16 protein-coding genes and 1 riboswitch are annotated in these 15,315 nt (G+C 52.4%); all 16 genes read left to right on the forward strand.

Features of this window, described 5'->3' with window-relative positions; all coding sequences use genetic code 11:
* Positions 1-932, forward strand: a 932-nt coding sequence (locus tag KH813_RS03095; protein WP_303993093.1) for a glutamate-1-semialdehyde 2,1-aminomutase, incomplete at its 5' end; no start/stop codon positions are given.
* Positions 933-1,041: 109 nt separating this feature from the next.
* A complete protein-coding gene (locus tag KH813_RS03100) occupies positions 1,042-1,977 on the forward strand; it encodes a glycosyltransferase family 2 protein (RefSeq protein WP_303993096.1) in 936 nt (311 codons plus the stop codon).
* Between the two features lie 8 nt (positions 1,978-1,985).
* Positions 1,986-2,110, forward strand: a riboswitch (cyclic di-AMP (ydaO/yuaA leader).
* Entirely contained in the window at positions 2,107-2,769 is a 663-nt protein-coding gene (locus KH813_RS03105) for an NlpC/P60 family protein (RefSeq protein WP_303993099.1), read from the forward strand. Its footprint overlaps the riboswitch before it by 4 nt.
* A gap of 53 nt (positions 2,770-2,822) precedes the next feature.
* The gene (locus KH813_RS03110) at positions 2,823-3,539 is read left to right on the forward strand and encodes a metal ABC transporter ATP-binding protein (protein WP_303993102.1); all 717 of its coding nucleotides are present in this window, start codon (positions 2,823-2,825) and stop codon (positions 3,537-3,539) included.
* Positions 3,536-4,354 (forward strand): metal ABC transporter permease, encoded by an 819-nt coding sequence (locus KH813_RS03115; RefSeq protein WP_303993104.1) that lies wholly within the window; start codon positions 3,536-3,538, stop codon positions 4,352-4,354. The genes KH813_RS03110 and KH813_RS03115 overlap by 4 nt, the downstream gene beginning before the upstream one ends.
* Before the next feature lie 51 nt (positions 4,355-4,405).
* A complete protein-coding gene (locus tag KH813_RS03120; protein ID WP_303993107.1) occupies positions 4,406-5,191 on the forward strand; it encodes a carbon-nitrogen family hydrolase in 786 nt (261 codons plus the stop codon).
* A gap of 79 nt (positions 5,192-5,270) precedes the next feature.
* Positions 5,271-7,877, forward strand: coding sequence for an alanine--tRNA ligase (gene alaS / locus KH813_RS03125; protein WP_303993109.1), 2,607 nt, complete (start codon positions 5,271-5,273; stop codon positions 7,875-7,877).
* 13 nt (positions 7,878-7,890) lie between these two features.
* The gene (locus KH813_RS03130) at positions 7,891-8,151 is read left to right on the forward strand and encodes an IreB family regulatory phosphoprotein (RefSeq protein ID WP_083631536.1); all 261 of its coding nucleotides are present in this window, start codon (positions 7,891-7,893) and stop codon (positions 8,149-8,151) included.
* Positions 8,148-8,615: a Holliday junction resolvase RuvX gene (gene ruvX / locus KH813_RS03135; protein ID WP_303993112.1), complete on the forward strand. Its 468-nt coding sequence runs from the start codon at positions 8,148-8,150 to the stop codon at positions 8,613-8,615. Before KH813_RS03130 ends, ruvX begins: the two co-directional genes overlap by 4 nt.
* Positions 8,581-8,889: a DUF1292 domain-containing protein gene (locus KH813_RS03140; protein WP_303993114.1), complete on the forward strand. Its 309-nt coding sequence runs from the start codon at positions 8,581-8,583 to the stop codon at positions 8,887-8,889. The genes ruvX and KH813_RS03140 overlap by 35 nt, the downstream gene beginning before the upstream one ends.
* A gap of 97 nt (positions 8,890-8,986) precedes the next feature.
* Entirely contained in the window at positions 8,987-10,030 is a 1,044-nt protein-coding gene (locus KH813_RS03145) for an ABC transporter substrate-binding protein (protein WP_303993117.1), read from the forward strand.
* A complete protein-coding gene (gene rimO, locus KH813_RS03150) occupies positions 10,027-11,370 on the forward strand; it encodes a 30S ribosomal protein S12 methylthiotransferase RimO (protein ID WP_303993120.1) in 1,344 nt (447 codons plus the stop codon). The genes KH813_RS03145 and rimO overlap by 4 nt, the downstream gene beginning before the upstream one ends.
* A complete protein-coding gene (locus tag KH813_RS03155; RefSeq protein ID WP_303993123.1) occupies positions 11,370-11,876 on the forward strand; it encodes a CinA family protein in 507 nt (168 codons plus the stop codon). The genes rimO and KH813_RS03155 overlap by 1 nt, the downstream gene beginning before the upstream one ends.
* Positions 11,866-12,918 carry a recombinase RecA gene (gene recA, locus KH813_RS03160; protein ID WP_075938973.1) on the forward strand — a complete coding sequence of 351 codons (1,053 nt, stop codon included), beginning with the start codon at positions 11,866-11,868 and terminating at the stop codon, positions 12,916-12,918. The genes KH813_RS03155 and recA overlap by 11 nt, the downstream gene beginning before the upstream one ends.
* Entirely contained in the window at positions 12,908-13,372 is a 465-nt protein-coding gene (locus KH813_RS03165) for a regulatory protein RecX (protein ID WP_303993127.1), read from the forward strand. Before recA ends, KH813_RS03165 begins: the two co-directional genes overlap by 11 nt.
* Positions 13,373-13,761: 389 nt before the next feature.
* A complete protein-coding gene (rny, locus tag KH813_RS03170; protein WP_075938970.1) occupies positions 13,762-15,282 on the forward strand; it encodes a ribonuclease Y in 1,521 nt (506 codons plus the stop codon).
* Positions 15,283-15,315 lie beyond the last annotated feature (33 nt).

The raw sequence follows: 15,315 nt of genomic DNA on the forward strand, positions 1-15,315 counted from the left end.
TGGCGCGCGGCTATACGGGGCGCGATAAGATTGTGAAATTTGTCGGCTGCTACCACGGTCACAGCGACGGACTCCTGGTCAAAGCGGGTTCCGGCGCGGCGACAATGGGCGTTCCCGACAGCCCGGGGATTCCTTCGGAAATTGCAGCGGATACGCTGACCATTCCGTATAACAATCCGGAAGCGGTCAAAGAACTTTTTGCCCAATACGGCGATGAAATTGCCGCCGTCATTGTGGAAGGCGTCGCCGGTAATATGGGGTGCGTATTGCCGCAGCCGGGCTACTTGCCACTCTTGCGCGAATTGACGCAGAAAGCCGGCGCGCTTTTGATTGTCGATGAAGTCATGAGCGGCTTTCGCGCGGCGGCCGGCGGTGCCTGTGAATATTTCGATATCACACCGGATTTGATTTGCCTCGGTAAAGTGATCGGCGGCGGTTTACCGGTCGGTGCGTTCGGCGGCAAACGCGAAGTGATGGAAAAATTGGCGCCGCAAGGCCCGGTGTATCAGGCGGGGACGCTTTCGGGCAATCCGCTCGCGGTAACGGCGGGACTGGCGACGCTGAATAAATTGTCCGCGGACCGTTTCAAAGAGCTGACGGCGAAAACGGAAACGCTGTGCCAAGGTTTGGAAGCGGCGGCGCAAGAAGCGGGAGTACCGATCATAGTGCATCGGATCGGTTCGATGTTTACCGTGTTTTTCAATGAACATGAGGTCACGGATTATGATACGGTAGCGACTTCGCATTTGGACGAGTTTAATGTCTACTTCCTGGCTATGCTGGAGGCCGGTGTGTACTTAGCGCCGAGTCAATTCGAATGCGGCTTTATGTCGCTTGCGCATACGGATGAAGATATTCGTCAAACGCTCGCCGCGGCGCGAACGGCGTTCCAAAAAGTAGCGGCTTTTCGAGAGCAAAAAGGGCGTAAGTAGGACGCCTTTTTGCGCTCGATAAAAAAGCTGCCCGCAGTTGCGGTTGTCGCAGTGGCGCGGTCCTCTTGCCTATGGTAAAATAAAGAAGTAGTAGTGTTTGGTGGTAGAAATGCTGATTTCAATCGTTGTTCCTTTTTTCAATGAAGAGGACAATATAGTACACTTTTACGATGCGTTATGCGAAGTGGTCGCGCATCGTGATGAATCATTTGAGTTCCTATTTGTCGATGACGGCTCAAGTGATCGCACGCCGTTGATTTTAACGGAGCTTGCGGAACGGGATGCCCGCGTGACAGCTTTTATTTTGGCACGCAATTTCGGGCATCAAACCGCGCTCACCTGCGGTTTGGATCATGCTCGCGGCGATGCGGTGATTACCATGGATGGAGATATGCAGCACCCGCCGACGATGATTCCGGATCTGTTGGACAAATGGTATGACGGTTATGAAGTAGTGCAGACGGTACGCCTTTCGACAGCCAATGTCGGTGCATTCAAAAAATGGACATCGAAACTCTACTATCGTTTCATTAATTCTATTTCCCAAGTGAAGATTACCGAAGGCGGTTCCGATTTTCGTCTGATTGATCGCAAAGTGGCGGACAGCTTGTTGCTGTTTCGTGAAAAGGCGCGATTTATCCGCGGCCTGGTAAGCGACATCGGCTATCGGCAAACGCAAATTACATTCCGTGCACCGGCGCGCTATGCCGGCGAAAGTAAATTTTCGTTGCGCAAGATGGTGCGGTTTGCCTTGGACGGGATTACTTCGTATTCGACGCTGCCGCTGCGCATGGCTCTTTTTGTGGGCCTGCTGTCAGGCATCGGCAGCTTGCTTTTGATCATTTATGTGCTGTTGATTAAGTACTATTTCATGGAAGCGGTTCCCGGCTGGGCCACGCTTGCTGTGATGATGTTGCTTTTCGGCGGTTTGCAGTTGATCTTTTTGGGAATTATCGGGGAGTATATAGGGCGCATTTTTGCGGAGGTAAAGAATCGGCCTCTGTATTGGTTGCGCGGTACGGTGAATCAGAAAACGAGACATTAACGACAGGACACAAGGGTGTGCCGAAGCGCATATGCGCGCGGGGGAACCAAATGTTTTCGGGGTGTATCTTGCAAAAGACGGTCAGCTCTTGGCCGAACCCGGCAGCTAACCTCGCAGGCGGAAGGGAGCATGATGGCGGGAATACGACACTGGGCTTGTATGGCGATGTTTTTGGTAGTACCGATGGCGGTAGGGGCCACTTATCACCCGGGAGATATCGGTGAAGATATCTCGACGATTCAGCATCGCTTGGGAACGTTAGGGTACCATTTGGAAGCGGACGGCGTATACGGTCCGGCCACGGAAGATGCCATTCGGGAATTTCAGACGGCGCATGGTTTGGAAGCGGACGGTTTGGTCGGTCCGGCTACTTATCGCGCGTTGTTGAGCCGCGATATACCGACCAGCCGCGGTGATTTTTCGACGATGCTGGTACGGCGGCTGATCTCCGTCGCGCAGGAATATATCGGTGTGCCGTATGTTTTTGGAGGTTCTACTCCCAGCGGCTTTGATTGTTCGGGATTCGTTCAGTTTGCCGCCAAAGCGGCCGGATTGGTGTTGCCGCGGTCGGCCGATGAACAATACCAAATGGGCCACAGTGTGAGTCGGAGTCAAATGCGGCCGGGCGACCTGGTCTTTTTCTCGACATATACGGACGGCGTGTCGCACTCGGGTATTTACCTGGGAGGAGATCGCTTTATCAGCTCCACATCAAGTCGCGGCGTAGTCATCGACAGCTTGGCGGAGGGCTACTGGAGCGATTGCTATGTGGGGGCAAAACGGTTAATCTAAGAGGCGCAAGCCTCTTTTTTTATGAAATAAACATTTGAAGGATCGATCAGATAATGAACGAATGGATTACAGCGCAAAACCTGGCATTTTGGTATGACAAAGAGCCGGTATTTAACGCCATTAACTTTACGCTGGCGCACGGCGGATTTACTTTGATCGTCGGTCCGAACGGCGCCGGGAAAACAACGTTGCTGCGCTTATTGGCAGGACTACTGATGCCTGCCGAGGGAACGATTATGATTGCCGGCCAATCGCCGCAGGCTTGGCAACGCGCCGGCGGTATCGGTTTCGTGCCGCAGCATTACAATCAAAATACGGCATCATTTCCCGCGACGGTGAATGAGGTGGTCGATCTCGGCTTTTGGGGAACCGAGATTTCACATGCCGAACAGACCGAACGGCGTCAGGCTTTGCTCACCAAAGTGGGGATGGCGGAATGGGCGCATAAACGCATCGGTGATCTGTCGGGAGGTCAGCAACAACGTGTCATGTTGGCGCAGGCGATCGCCGCGCGGCCGGCACTGCTGCTTTTGGACGAGCCGACCAGCGGGATCGACTATACGGCGGGCAATATGCTGCTGGATCTGCTCAGCAGCATTCAGGCGGAGCAGCAGACGACGATCATCATGGTGACGCATGATATCGCTCGCGCGTTACCGCATGCCGACCGGGTGCTTTGCATCGACCGTACGCTTTGTTATGACGGTCCGCCACATCAGTTTATTACCAACCATGCGACCGGAATGCACATGGCGGAGGTGGTCGGATGATGGACATGCTCAGCTACGAATTTATGCAGCGCGCGTTTTTAGCCGGTCTTATTGTCGCGCTGCTCTGCCCTTTAGTCGGGATGTTTGTCGTGATCCGGAGGCAGTCGCTTTTGGGAGACGGTTTAGGGCATATTGCTTTCGCCGGCGTGACGGGAAGTGCGTTGCTCGGCATTAATCCCGCGATCGGCGCGGTCGTTTTGACGCTCGCCGCCGCGGGCGGTATTGAAATCGTGCGACGCAAGCATCTGCAATACGGCGATATGGGGCTGGCGTTGTTTTTCTACGGCGGTTTGGCGTTGGCGGTCGTGTGCAGTTCGCTTGCGCGGATTCCGAATACAAGTCTGATGAGTTTCCTTTTCGGCAGCATTTTAACCGTCAATTGGGCGAATATTGGAGCGATTGCGATCATTGCATTGATTGTCATTCTGTTGCTCGGAAAGTTTTATACGCCGTTGTTGTTGGCGAGTTTTCAACCGGATATCGCGTGTACGCGCGGGATTCGTTTGGAACGCATGAATATGTTTTTCGCCTTGCTGGTCGCGGCGGTCGTAGTGATCGGCATGTCGATCGTAGGTATTTTACTTGTAAGCGCGCTCATGATTGTACCGGTCGCGGCGGCTCATTTATGGCGGCGAGGTTTCAAAAAGACCGCTGCCATTGCGGTCGGTTACTCGCTTTCCATGGTCTTGTGCGGCCTGTGGGGCGCGTACGCATGGGATCTTGCGCCGGGCGGAACCATTGTCTTAACCGGTCTGGCGTTGTACACATTGACAGCCGTTTTGGCACCGTTTTTACATACCCGAAACGCTGCGTAAACGAAACGTCGCGCAAGTACGATATAATAAAGTCATGAACGGGGGGATCGCATGAAGCGTACGCTGGCATTAATTCAGCTGCATGTCGAAGCGGGAGATAAAGCAACCAATATAGCGAATGCATTTGCCCGCATTAAAGAAGCGGCTTCTAAGGCCGATATTATCGTGTTACCGGAAATGTGGACAACGGGCTACAATTTGAGCCGTTTAAGTCAGCAGGTAACGCACGAAGGCGATGAACTGCTGCAAAGGCTGGAGGCGTTTGCCCGCGAGCGGAAAAAGTGGATCGTAACCGGCAGCTTGCCGACGAAAGAAAATGAAAAAGTGTATAATCGCACGCATTGCTTCGGACCGGACGGAGTGGTAGCGCAGTACGATAAAACCCATCTTTTCAGCTTGCTTTCCGAACCGGATAACTTTGCGGCAGGAAATCAAATCGTTTCGGCGAAGCTCGCGGACATTCATTGCGGTTTATCCATCTGCTATGATTTGCGCTTTCCGGAACTGTATCGCAAATTGGCTCTGGACGGTGTTACGCTCGTCTTTGTGCCGGCGGAATGGCCGACCTCGCGGCTGGTCGCGTGGGAAAATTTGATTCAGGCGCGCGCCATCGAAAACCAGATGTATATTTGCGCGGTGAATGCGGTCGGCACTTTCAAAAACAATATTTTCGCCGGTCGCTCCGCCCTGATTGATCCGATGGGGGAAAACGTAGTAAAAGGCGATCAAAACGAAGCCGTTTTGTATGGCGAATATGACAGTGACATAGTCAAGAAAACACGCGCCCGAATGAGCGTTTTTGCCGATCGTCGGCCCGAGGTTTATGGCGGCGAGTAACTTGCGTTGCATTGTTCGCAGCGGGGGCGCATGGTATAATAAGCACACATCGAACTGGGCTGGAGGGAACATATAAAGCATGAAGGGTAATGAAATTCGTGAGCGGTATTTACGTTTTTTTGAAGAGCGCGGGCATTTGCATCTGCCCAGCTTTCCGTTGATTCCGAAAGATGATCCGAGTTTACTTTTAATCGGCGCCGGCATGGCGCCGTTAAAGCCTTTTTTCACAGGGAAAGTGGAACCGCCGCGCCATCGCGTGGTAACCTGTCAAAAGTGCATGCGTACGGGCGATTTGGAGAATGTCGGCAGAACCGCGCGTCACCATACGTTTTTTGAAATGTTGGGGAATTTTTCGTTCGGCGATTATTTTAAGCAGGATGCCATTCAATGGGCTTGGCAGTTTCTTACGGAAGAACTGCAGCTGGATCCCGAGCGTCTGTATGTGACAATTCACCCGGAAGACAAGGAAGCCTATACGCTTTGGCATGAAACGGTAGGTTTGCCGGATGAGCACATTTATAAACTGGAAGATAACTTCTGGGAAATCGGCGAGGGTCCGTGCGGTCCCTGCAGCGAAATTTTTTACGATCAGGGGGAATCGTTCGGCACCGGTCCTGAAAATGCGATGGGCAGTGACGGTGATCGGTTTCTGGAAATTTGGAACCTTGTATTCACGCAGTACAATCGTACAAAGGACGGTCAATACGAGCCTCTCGCTAAGAAAAACATTGATACCGGCGCGGGACTCGAGCGATTGGCGGCCGTTTTACAGAAAAAACGCAACAACTTTGAAACGGATTTGATTTTTCCGATTATTGAACGCGCGGCGGTGCTGGCGGGAACGAAATACAACGTTTCGGCGGCGACCGACGTTGCGCTTAAAGTCATTGCCGACCATTCGCGGGCGGTGACGGCGCTGATCGGTGACGGCGTACTGCCGTCGAATGAAGGACGAGGTTATGTATTGCGCCGGATCCTACGACGCGCGGTACGACAGGGCAAATTGCTCGGTATTAACCAACCGTTTATGGCTGAGTTGGTGGACTTGGTCATTGATTTGTTGGGACAGGGCTTGCCGGATCTCTTTGAAAAGAGAGCTTATATTAAAAAGATTGCAGCCAGCGAAGAAGCCCGTTTCCAAAAAACGCTGGACCAGGGCAGCTTGCTGTTGCAGGAGAAAATAGATGCCGCAAAAGAGCAACAAAAAACATCGCTCAGCGGCGAAGACGTTTTCCAACTGTATGATACGTACGGTTTTCCTTGGGAACTGACCGAAGAAATTGCCGCCGAAGCAGGACTTGCGATCGACATTGACGGCTTTAAAATGGCGATGAAAACGCAACGCGAACGCGCGCGTCAGGCGCGTGCGAAAGTGTCCGCGAAGGTCGCGACACCGGATACTACCCGTTTGGCGGGGGCCGGTAAGACGGCTGATGAAACGGCTACGGCCAGTGAGATTTTGATGCTCGGTCGCGACGGTGTCGAAATCGAATCGGCTTCCGACGGCGAATCGGTGCTCATTATTTTGGCCACGAATCCGTTCCATGCCGAAGGCGGCGGTCAGCTGGGCGATATCGGCGAACTGCAAAGCGCTACGGGCAAAGTAGAGATTACCGATACGAAGAAAAACCCGGACGGCACGATTTATCTCCTGGGAGAGGTCACCGAAGGAACGATCGAACGCGGCGAGGAAGTGACGCTCGCCGTCGATACGGAACGTCGTCATGACATGGCGCGCAATCATACCGCAACGCACCTTTTACAAGCGGCGTTACGCCACGTACTGGGCGATCATGTCACGCAGGCGGGTTCGGTCGTAATGCCGGAACGTTTACGTTTTGATTTCACCCATCCCGAACCGCTTTCCTCTGATGAATTGAAAGCGGTCGAAGCGGAAGTCAATGAACGCATTTTGGCAGGCATCGCCACCGAGATTCGTGAACTGCCGATCGAAGAAGCCAAAGCATTGGGCGCCATCGCACTCTTCGGCGAAAAATACGGAAACATCGTTCGTGTGGTCGAAGTACCGGAGGTCAGCATCGAATTATGCGGCGGCAGTCATGTCCGCAACACCGGTGAAATCGGTTCCTTCCGAATCCTTTCGGAAAGCGGTATCGGTTCCGGTATTCGTCGCATCGAGGCCGTGACCGGTCATGCCGCATATCGGTTGGCGCAACAGGATACGAATGATCTGGCGCAGGCGGCGGAGCTTTTAAAAGCACGTCCGCAGGAATTGCTGGAGAAATTGGAAAAATTGCTGGCGGAAAAGAAAGAGTTGGCGCAAGAGCTTTCTTCATTGCATCAGGCGCAGGCCAAAGACCAGGTCGGCGATCTGGTGAAAAATGCAGTTACGCAAGACGGTTTGCGGATTGCCAGCGGCGTCGTGGAAGTGGCGGACGTACAGGAATTACGTGCCTTGGGCGATATGCTCAAAGCACGCGATGATATTCAGGCGCTTGTATTGGGCGCGCAAATCGGTGAAAAAGTAAATTTAGTGGCGATGGCGGATGCGACTGCAGTGGCTCGCGGCATTCATGCGGGTAATGCGGTCAAAGCGGCGGCCAAAGTAGCCGGCGGCGGCGGTGGCGGTCGTCCGGATATGGCGCAGGCAGGCGGCAAAGATCCGGCTAAGCTTGGTGAAGCGATTGAGGCCGGCGTGGCAGTGATGCTGCAAGCCTTGGCGTGAGAGGAGGACTATCGTGGCAGTGAATGATGAAACCAAATTTTATGCTCCTATAAAAAAAGGAGATTCGGAAGTATCCTTAATGCTTCGCGAAGTCATTGCGGCGATGCGTGAGAAAGGTCACGATCCGGTCGTACAGCTGGCGGGCTACCTGTTGTCCGGTGATCCGACTTATATTACCAGTCACCGAAATGCGCGCAATTTGATTCGCGGATTTGAACGCGATCGCATTTTGGAAGATTTGATTACGTTATACGTAGCCCATGATCGCCAATGAAACGAATTTTAGGGCTGGATGTCGGCACGAAACGCACGGGAATTGCCGTGAGCGACCCGCTCGGGCTGACGGCGCAGGCGGTGGAAACGTGGGAGCATGTTTCCCGCAACGCCGATCTGGAACGCATGTCCGAATGGGCGCGCTATTATGACGTGGCGAAGATTGTGGTCGGCTTACCGAAAAACATGAACGGGACTCTCGGTGAAAGGGCGGAAAAAACGCAAAAGTTTGCGGCGCGTTTACAACGTCTGCTCCCCGACACCGAAGTTGTTTTTTGGGATGAACGGCTCACGACAGTCGCCGCTCAAAGGAGTCTCTTGGCGGGTAACGTACGTCGCGATAAGCGGCGCACCGTGGTTGACCAATTGGCCGCAGTGCTTATATTGCAAGGGTATTTGAATGCCATCGCGCAGAAAGAAGGGGTAGACAATGGAGAAGCAACCGGAACAGGAACTGCAGAATGATGAAGAAGTAGTCATCGTGGAAGTGGAAGGTCCGAACGGCGAAGAGGAGTACTACGCGCAGGATATTATTATTCCGTATAACGGCAAGCAATTTGCCGTACTGGTGTCCATCCCGGATGACGACGCACCGGAAGATGAAGAACCGGATCTGATTCTAGCTCGTATTGACACGACCGAAGATGGCGAGATCGAATATGTATCGCCGGAAGAAGATGAATTTGAAGCGGTCCAAAAATTGTACGACGATATGTTTGAAGCGGAAGACGAAGAGTAAAAAACACATCGGCTGTCAGCCGATGTGTTTTTGTTTGCGACGATTTTGGGCGAATCCGTACGGAGTGGCTATGGTATAATAAATTCGAGGTGAAAACATGCGGAAATGGTTGCCGGTAGGGCTGTTAGTTGTCGTCGTACTATGGCTTGTCGCGACGGCGCACTTGCCCCCGCAAGATGCGGCAGAAGAAGGGGCGATCCCGGTCAGGGAGAAACTGGTGGTGTATTCGGATATGCCGCCGGATATTATCCAAACTTTGGCGGATGTTTATCGCAACGAACGTCAGGTGGAACTTACCTTGGTACCCTTGACCGGGGAGCAGATAGTCGACCACCTGAAGTCGCCGGGGAATACTCCCGCGCCGGATCTTGTCTGGGCGAGTCAGGCGACGCTGCAAGAGCTCGCTCGCTTCGATTTGTTGCAGCCGTATGTGTCGGAGCAAACGGATCTTGTTGCGCAACAATTCAAAGATGAAGACGGACTGTGGACCGGCACATGGTATATTCCGATCGTGTTTGTTGTGACCAATGATTACTACCGCTCCATGTCGAAGCCGCTGCATTCGTGGCAGGATTTGACGGCGCATAATGATGTCCGCATTACGATGACTGATTTCGTAGCAGCGGATCTTTCCGCGGAGCTTTTATACTCGATGGTGGAACAATACGGGCATGTCGAAGCATTCCGCAAACTGGATTTTATTCATCGACATGTAGTGCAGTATTCAAAATATTTGTCGACACCGGTACGCGTTTTGGCGATGCAAAAAAGTGACGTGGCCATTTCCGATGCGGCTACCGCGCGCGAATTTATGGTGCAGGGGTTGCCGCTGACCATGATTTATCCGCAGGACGGCACGGCGTACTACTTATACGGTATCGGGATTCCCAAATCGACATCGCGGGCACAGGAAGTGGGCGCCTTATTGGACTGGGTGATGGAAGGAAATGCGTTTACGCCTTTGCATCGCAAGCATTATTATTTTTATTACACCGGTTTTCCGAGTGCGCAGGTAGTGGATTCCGAAAACCGGGAATTGCAACTCTGGTCACTCCGTAAAACCTACACTCCGACCGGACGCAAAGCTTTATTGGCGGCGTGGTTTAAGGAAGTACGCTTTGCAGGAAAGGAAGTTGAATGAAACAAGTCGCAGTGATCAGCCTGGGCTGCTCAAAGAATTTAGTCGATGCTGAAATCATGATGGGGTTGCTGCAAAAGGCGCAATGGCAATTGACGGAAGATCCGGCGCAGGCGGATGTCATCGTCGTCAACACCTGTACGTTTATCGAAGCGGCTAAGGAAGAATCTATTCAGGAAATTTTACAGGCGGCGCAATATAAAGAAACCGGTCGGGCACGGTTGCTGGTCGTCACCGGCTGTTTGAGCCAGCAATTCCGGGAAGAGTTGTTTCGCGAGATTCCGGAAATTGATATTTTGCTGGGCACGGAATCGTGGGAACGCATTGTGGAAGCGGTGGAACGCTTCGAACGCGAAGGCGGGTCGCATGTCGCCTACTTCGATCGGGCGCCGCTGCCGGACTTGGCCGCTCTGCCGCGCGAGCGCACGACCCCGCATTACAGTGCGTATGTCAAGGTGGCGGAAGGCTGCAGCAACGGTTGCGCGTTTTGTCTGATTCCTTATGTGCGCGGACGTTTTCGCAGTCGCAGTGTAGCATCCATCGTCAGTGAAGTGCGAAAAATGGCGCAGGAAGGCGTTCGTGAAATTAACGTGATCGCACAGGATACCACAAGCTACGGGCGCGATTTGGAAGATCCGACGACTCTTGCCGCGTTATTGCGGGGATTGACGGCGATTGAAGGCATTGAATGGGTACGGCTTTTATATTTATATCCGAAATATTTTACCGATGAACTTTTGCAGGAAATCGTTACGAATCCCAAAATCTGCAAATATATTGATATCCCGTTGCAACACATCAGCGACCGCATTCTACAACGTATGAATCGTCGTGATCGCAAAGCGGATATTATTACTTTGCTTGAAAAAGTGCGCGAGCAGTCGGTTCCGATTACCTTGCGCACGACGTTTATCGTCGGTTTTCCCGGCGAGACGGAAGCCGATTTTAAAGAACTTTGCGAACTCGTGAAAAAAATCCGTTTCGATCGCGTGGGCGTATTTCCCTATTCGCAGGAAGACGGCACGCCGGCGGCGCGTATGCCGGAGCAGGTGCCCGAAGAAATCAAACGCCGACGTTACGATATTCTGATGTCCATGCAAGCGGCGATTTCCGAACAGCTTAATCGTGAAAGCGTCGGTCAGGAAACGGTCGCCCTAGTTGAAACGGCGGCGACGGCGGAGACCCCGGCGGAAGGACGCCTGATCAGTCAGGCGCCGGACGTGGACGGCAAAGTGTATTTGGAAAATGAACCCGATTTACGGCCGGGGGATTTCGTGCCCGTAAAAATTATGGCGGGTTACGCATATGATGTCGTAGCGGAACCGATCGGACCGGCGTACTGATGCGCTCCTTAATGCCGGAAACGCTGCATGAAGCGTTGTTGCAAAGCGGTTTACGCGTAGCGACCGCAGAATCCTGCACCGGCGGCATGCTCGCGGCCGCGCTGACGGATCGGGCGGGTAGCTCCGCTTACTTCGAGGGTGCGATAGTTGCGTATCAGGAACGTCGTAAAGAAGCGTGGCTCGACGTTCGTGCCGAAACGCTCGCGCGGTATACCGCCGTTTCCGAAAAAACGGCGCAAGAAATGCTCATGGGAGTTTTAGCGAGCGCCGCGGCCGATATCGGTTTAGCGACGACAGGATATGCGGGGCCGGGCGGCGGCACGGCGACTGAACCTTGCGGTACGGTGTATATCGCCTGCGGCAGCAAAACCGACTATAAAGTGCACCGCTGCGTGTTTAGCGGCACGCGCGCGGAAGTGCGCGCAAGCGCCGTTCGATTCGCGCTGGAACAATTGACAACATGGTTACAGACACATTCGAAGGAGGATACGATCGATGGAAAATAATAGCCTGAATGAAGGCAAAGTAAAAGCGCTGGAACGCGCGATCAAACAGATCGAACGGGATTTCGGTGCGGGCGCCGTCATGCGTTTGGGAGATGTCGGCTCCAACATGAATTTGGAAGTCATTTCTTCGGGCTCGCTGGCGTTGGATTTGGCGTTGGGCATCGGCGGTTTTCCGCGCGGACGTGTCATTGAAATCTACGGCCCGGAATCGTCCGGTAAAACAACGGTCGCATTGCATGCGATCGCGCAGGCGCAAAAACAGGGCGGCATCGCCGCTTTTATCGACGCGGAGCACGCGCTGGATCCGATTTACGCGCGCCATCTCGGCGTTGACACGCAAAACCTGTTGATTTCGCAGCCGGATACAGGGGAACAGGCATTGGAAATTTGCGAGATGCTGGTGCGCAGCGGCGCGATTGATATTATCGTTATCGACTCGGTGGCGGCGCTGGTTCCGAAAGCGGAAATTGAAGGGGAAATGGGTGATTCGCACGTCGGCTTGCAGGCGCGTCTGATGAGCCAGGCGTTGCGCAAATTGACCGGCATCATCAGCAAATCCAAAACGATCGTTATCTTCATCAACCAGTTGCGGGAAAAAGTCGGCATCATGTTCGGCAATCCCGAAACGACAACCGGCGGTCGCGCGCTGAAATTTTACGCGACGATTCGCATTGATATTCGCAAAGGCGAAACGATTAAACAAGGAACCGATGTGATCGGCAACCGCACCCGCGCCAAGATCGTGAAAAACAAAGTGGCGCCGCCGTTCCGTCTGGCGGAATTCGACATGATGTACGGTTCCGGTATTTCGCATGAGGGCACGTTAATTGATATCGGCGTGAACATGGACATTATCCAAAAGAGCGGCTCGTGGTATTCCTACAACGGCGAACGCATGGGCCAGGGTAAGGAAAATGTTAAAGAATATCTGAGGCAAAATCCGGCGATCGCGCAGGAGATCGATAAATTGATTCGCGATACGTTGTTGGCCGAGCCTGAACTTTTCGAAGAGGGCGAGCTGACGGAAGCGAATGACGAATGAGGATCGCGCCTATGATCAGGCGCTGACATATCTTTCGAAGCGCAGTTATTCCGCATTGGAGATCCGTCGTAAACTCACGGCGAAAGGGTACACGGATGAAGAAAAAGACGCTGCGATCAAGCGTTTGCAGGACAATCGTTTCATTGATGACGAGGCGTTGGCAAAACGTGTGTATCGTCGCTTTGTAGAGGAAGGCGTTTACGGCAACAGTTATATCGCTTACAAAATGAAAGAGCACGGACTGGAGATGCCGGAACGGCTGAGCGTAGAGGAAGAAAACGAACGAGCCCTTGCTCTTGTGCTTTCGAAATTAACCAAAAACGGGCCGGTATTGCGTCGTAAAGTCGGCTCCTATCTTGCCAATCGCGGTTACGGACAAAGCACTTTTTACGCGGTTTTGGAAGAACTCGCCGCACGGGATTTATTGCTCTCCGAGCGTTCGAAATACGATTGATATTATCACGGTAAGACAAGCGCCTCTCCCACTGTTCGAGGCGAGGTGGTTGCCGATGAATGGAATCGGTTTTTCATACGAAGCAGAAAAACCATCATAAAAAAATGACTCCTTTTGCGGGAGTCATTTTTTGTAAATGTATTTATGAAAAATATTTTTTGCTACTCTTGTTGTTGTTTTTGGCGCTACGTAAAACATCCGAGTTAAAAAGCTTTTTGCCCATGCCGGAGATATTTATAAGCCGGCACGTTACTTGACAGTATTATTAAAAAAATCTACAATAAATAAAGGCAATCTGTAAGAAATGAACATAAAAAAACCAAATAATATATAGAAAATCAGTTGATTTTCTATGCGCAAGGGAGGTGGAGATCATAGTTGAGACTCTCATGATAGGACTTCTCTTGGCGATTATCGGCGTGGCATGCGGCTATTTTTTACGACGCAGTTTAGCGGAATCGAAAATCGGCAGTGCCGAGCAGGAAGCTTCTCGCATTGTCGCACAGGCGCGACGGGATGCGGACAGCACGTACAAAGAGAGCGTCCTGCAGACAAAAGACGAAATGCATCGTCTGCGTACTGATTTTGAACAGGAAGAAAAAGAACGCCGCACAGATTTACAACGGTATGAACGACGTTTACTGCAAAAAGAAGAAAATTTGGAGAAACGTGCGGACTCGCTGGAACATAAGGAAGAAGCGTTGCAGCGCCGTGATGCGAAAGTAAAAGAACGGCAAAGCGCGGCAGACAGCCTGTATGCGCAGCAGTTGCAAAAGTTGGAAGAAATCTCCGGCTTGACTACGGAACAGGCGAAAACGCTGTTGCTGGAGCAAACGGAGACGCAGATTAAGCATGATCAAGCGGTCTTGATTCGTGAGTTGCAAACGCAATTCCAAGCGGAAGCGGATAAAAACGCGCGCGAAGTGATTTCGCTGGCGATTCAACGTAACGCCGCGGATCAGGTCGCCGAAACCACGATTTCGGTGGTGAGCTTGCCGAATGATGAAATGAAGGGTCGGATTATCGGTCGTGAAGGGCGCAACATTCGCGCGCTGGAGATGGCGACCGGTGTAGATTTAATCATTGATGATACTCCGGAAGCGGTGACGCTTTCCGGTTTCCATTCCATACGACGGGAAGTCGCTCGTATCGCCTTGGAAAACTTGATTAAAGACGGCAGGATTCATCCGGCTCGTATTGAAGAAACCGTCGAAAAAGCCAAACGAGAAGTGGATAAAGCGATGCGTGAAGCCGGTGAACAGGCGACATTCGACGTCGGTATCCACGATTTACATCCCGAGCTGATTAAGATATTGGGACGATTGAAATATCGTACCAGTTATGGTCAAAACGTTCTGCAGCACTCCGTAGAAGTGGCGATGTTAGCGGGCACGCTGGCCGCCGAGATCGGAGCCGATGTGGGCATGGCACGTCGTGCCGGCTTATTGCATGATATCGGCAAAGCGATCGATCAGGAAACGGAAGGCACGCATGTGGAATTGGGTGTAGAGATTGCCAAGAAGTACCATGAACCGGACGTTGTGGTGAATGCGATCGGATCCCATCACGGCGATACGGAAGCGACCTATGTGGAAGCGGTTCTGGTAGCGGCAGCGGATGCGATTTCAGCTGCACGGCCGGGCGCTCGTCGCGAAACGCTGGAAAATTATTTGAAACGTCTCACGAAGTTGGAAGAAATCGCCAAATCGTTTGACGGTGTGGAAAGTTGCTTTGCAATTCAGGCCGGTCGCGAAATTCGTGTCATGGTCAAACCGGAAAAAGTAAACGAAGACGAAGCTACGTTGTTGGTACATAAAATTGCCACGCGTATCGAAAACGAACTCAAGTATCCGGGGCAGGTCAAAGTAGTCGTCATTCGGGAAACCAGGGCGACCGATTATGCCAAATAAATAAAACCGTCGTCATATTGACGACGGTTTTTA

The sequence above is a fragment of the Negativicoccus succinicivorans genome, from assembly GCF_018373335.1.
Classification (GTDB): domain Bacteria; phylum Bacillota; class Negativicutes; order Veillonellales; family Negativicoccaceae; genus Negativicoccus; species Negativicoccus succinicivorans_A.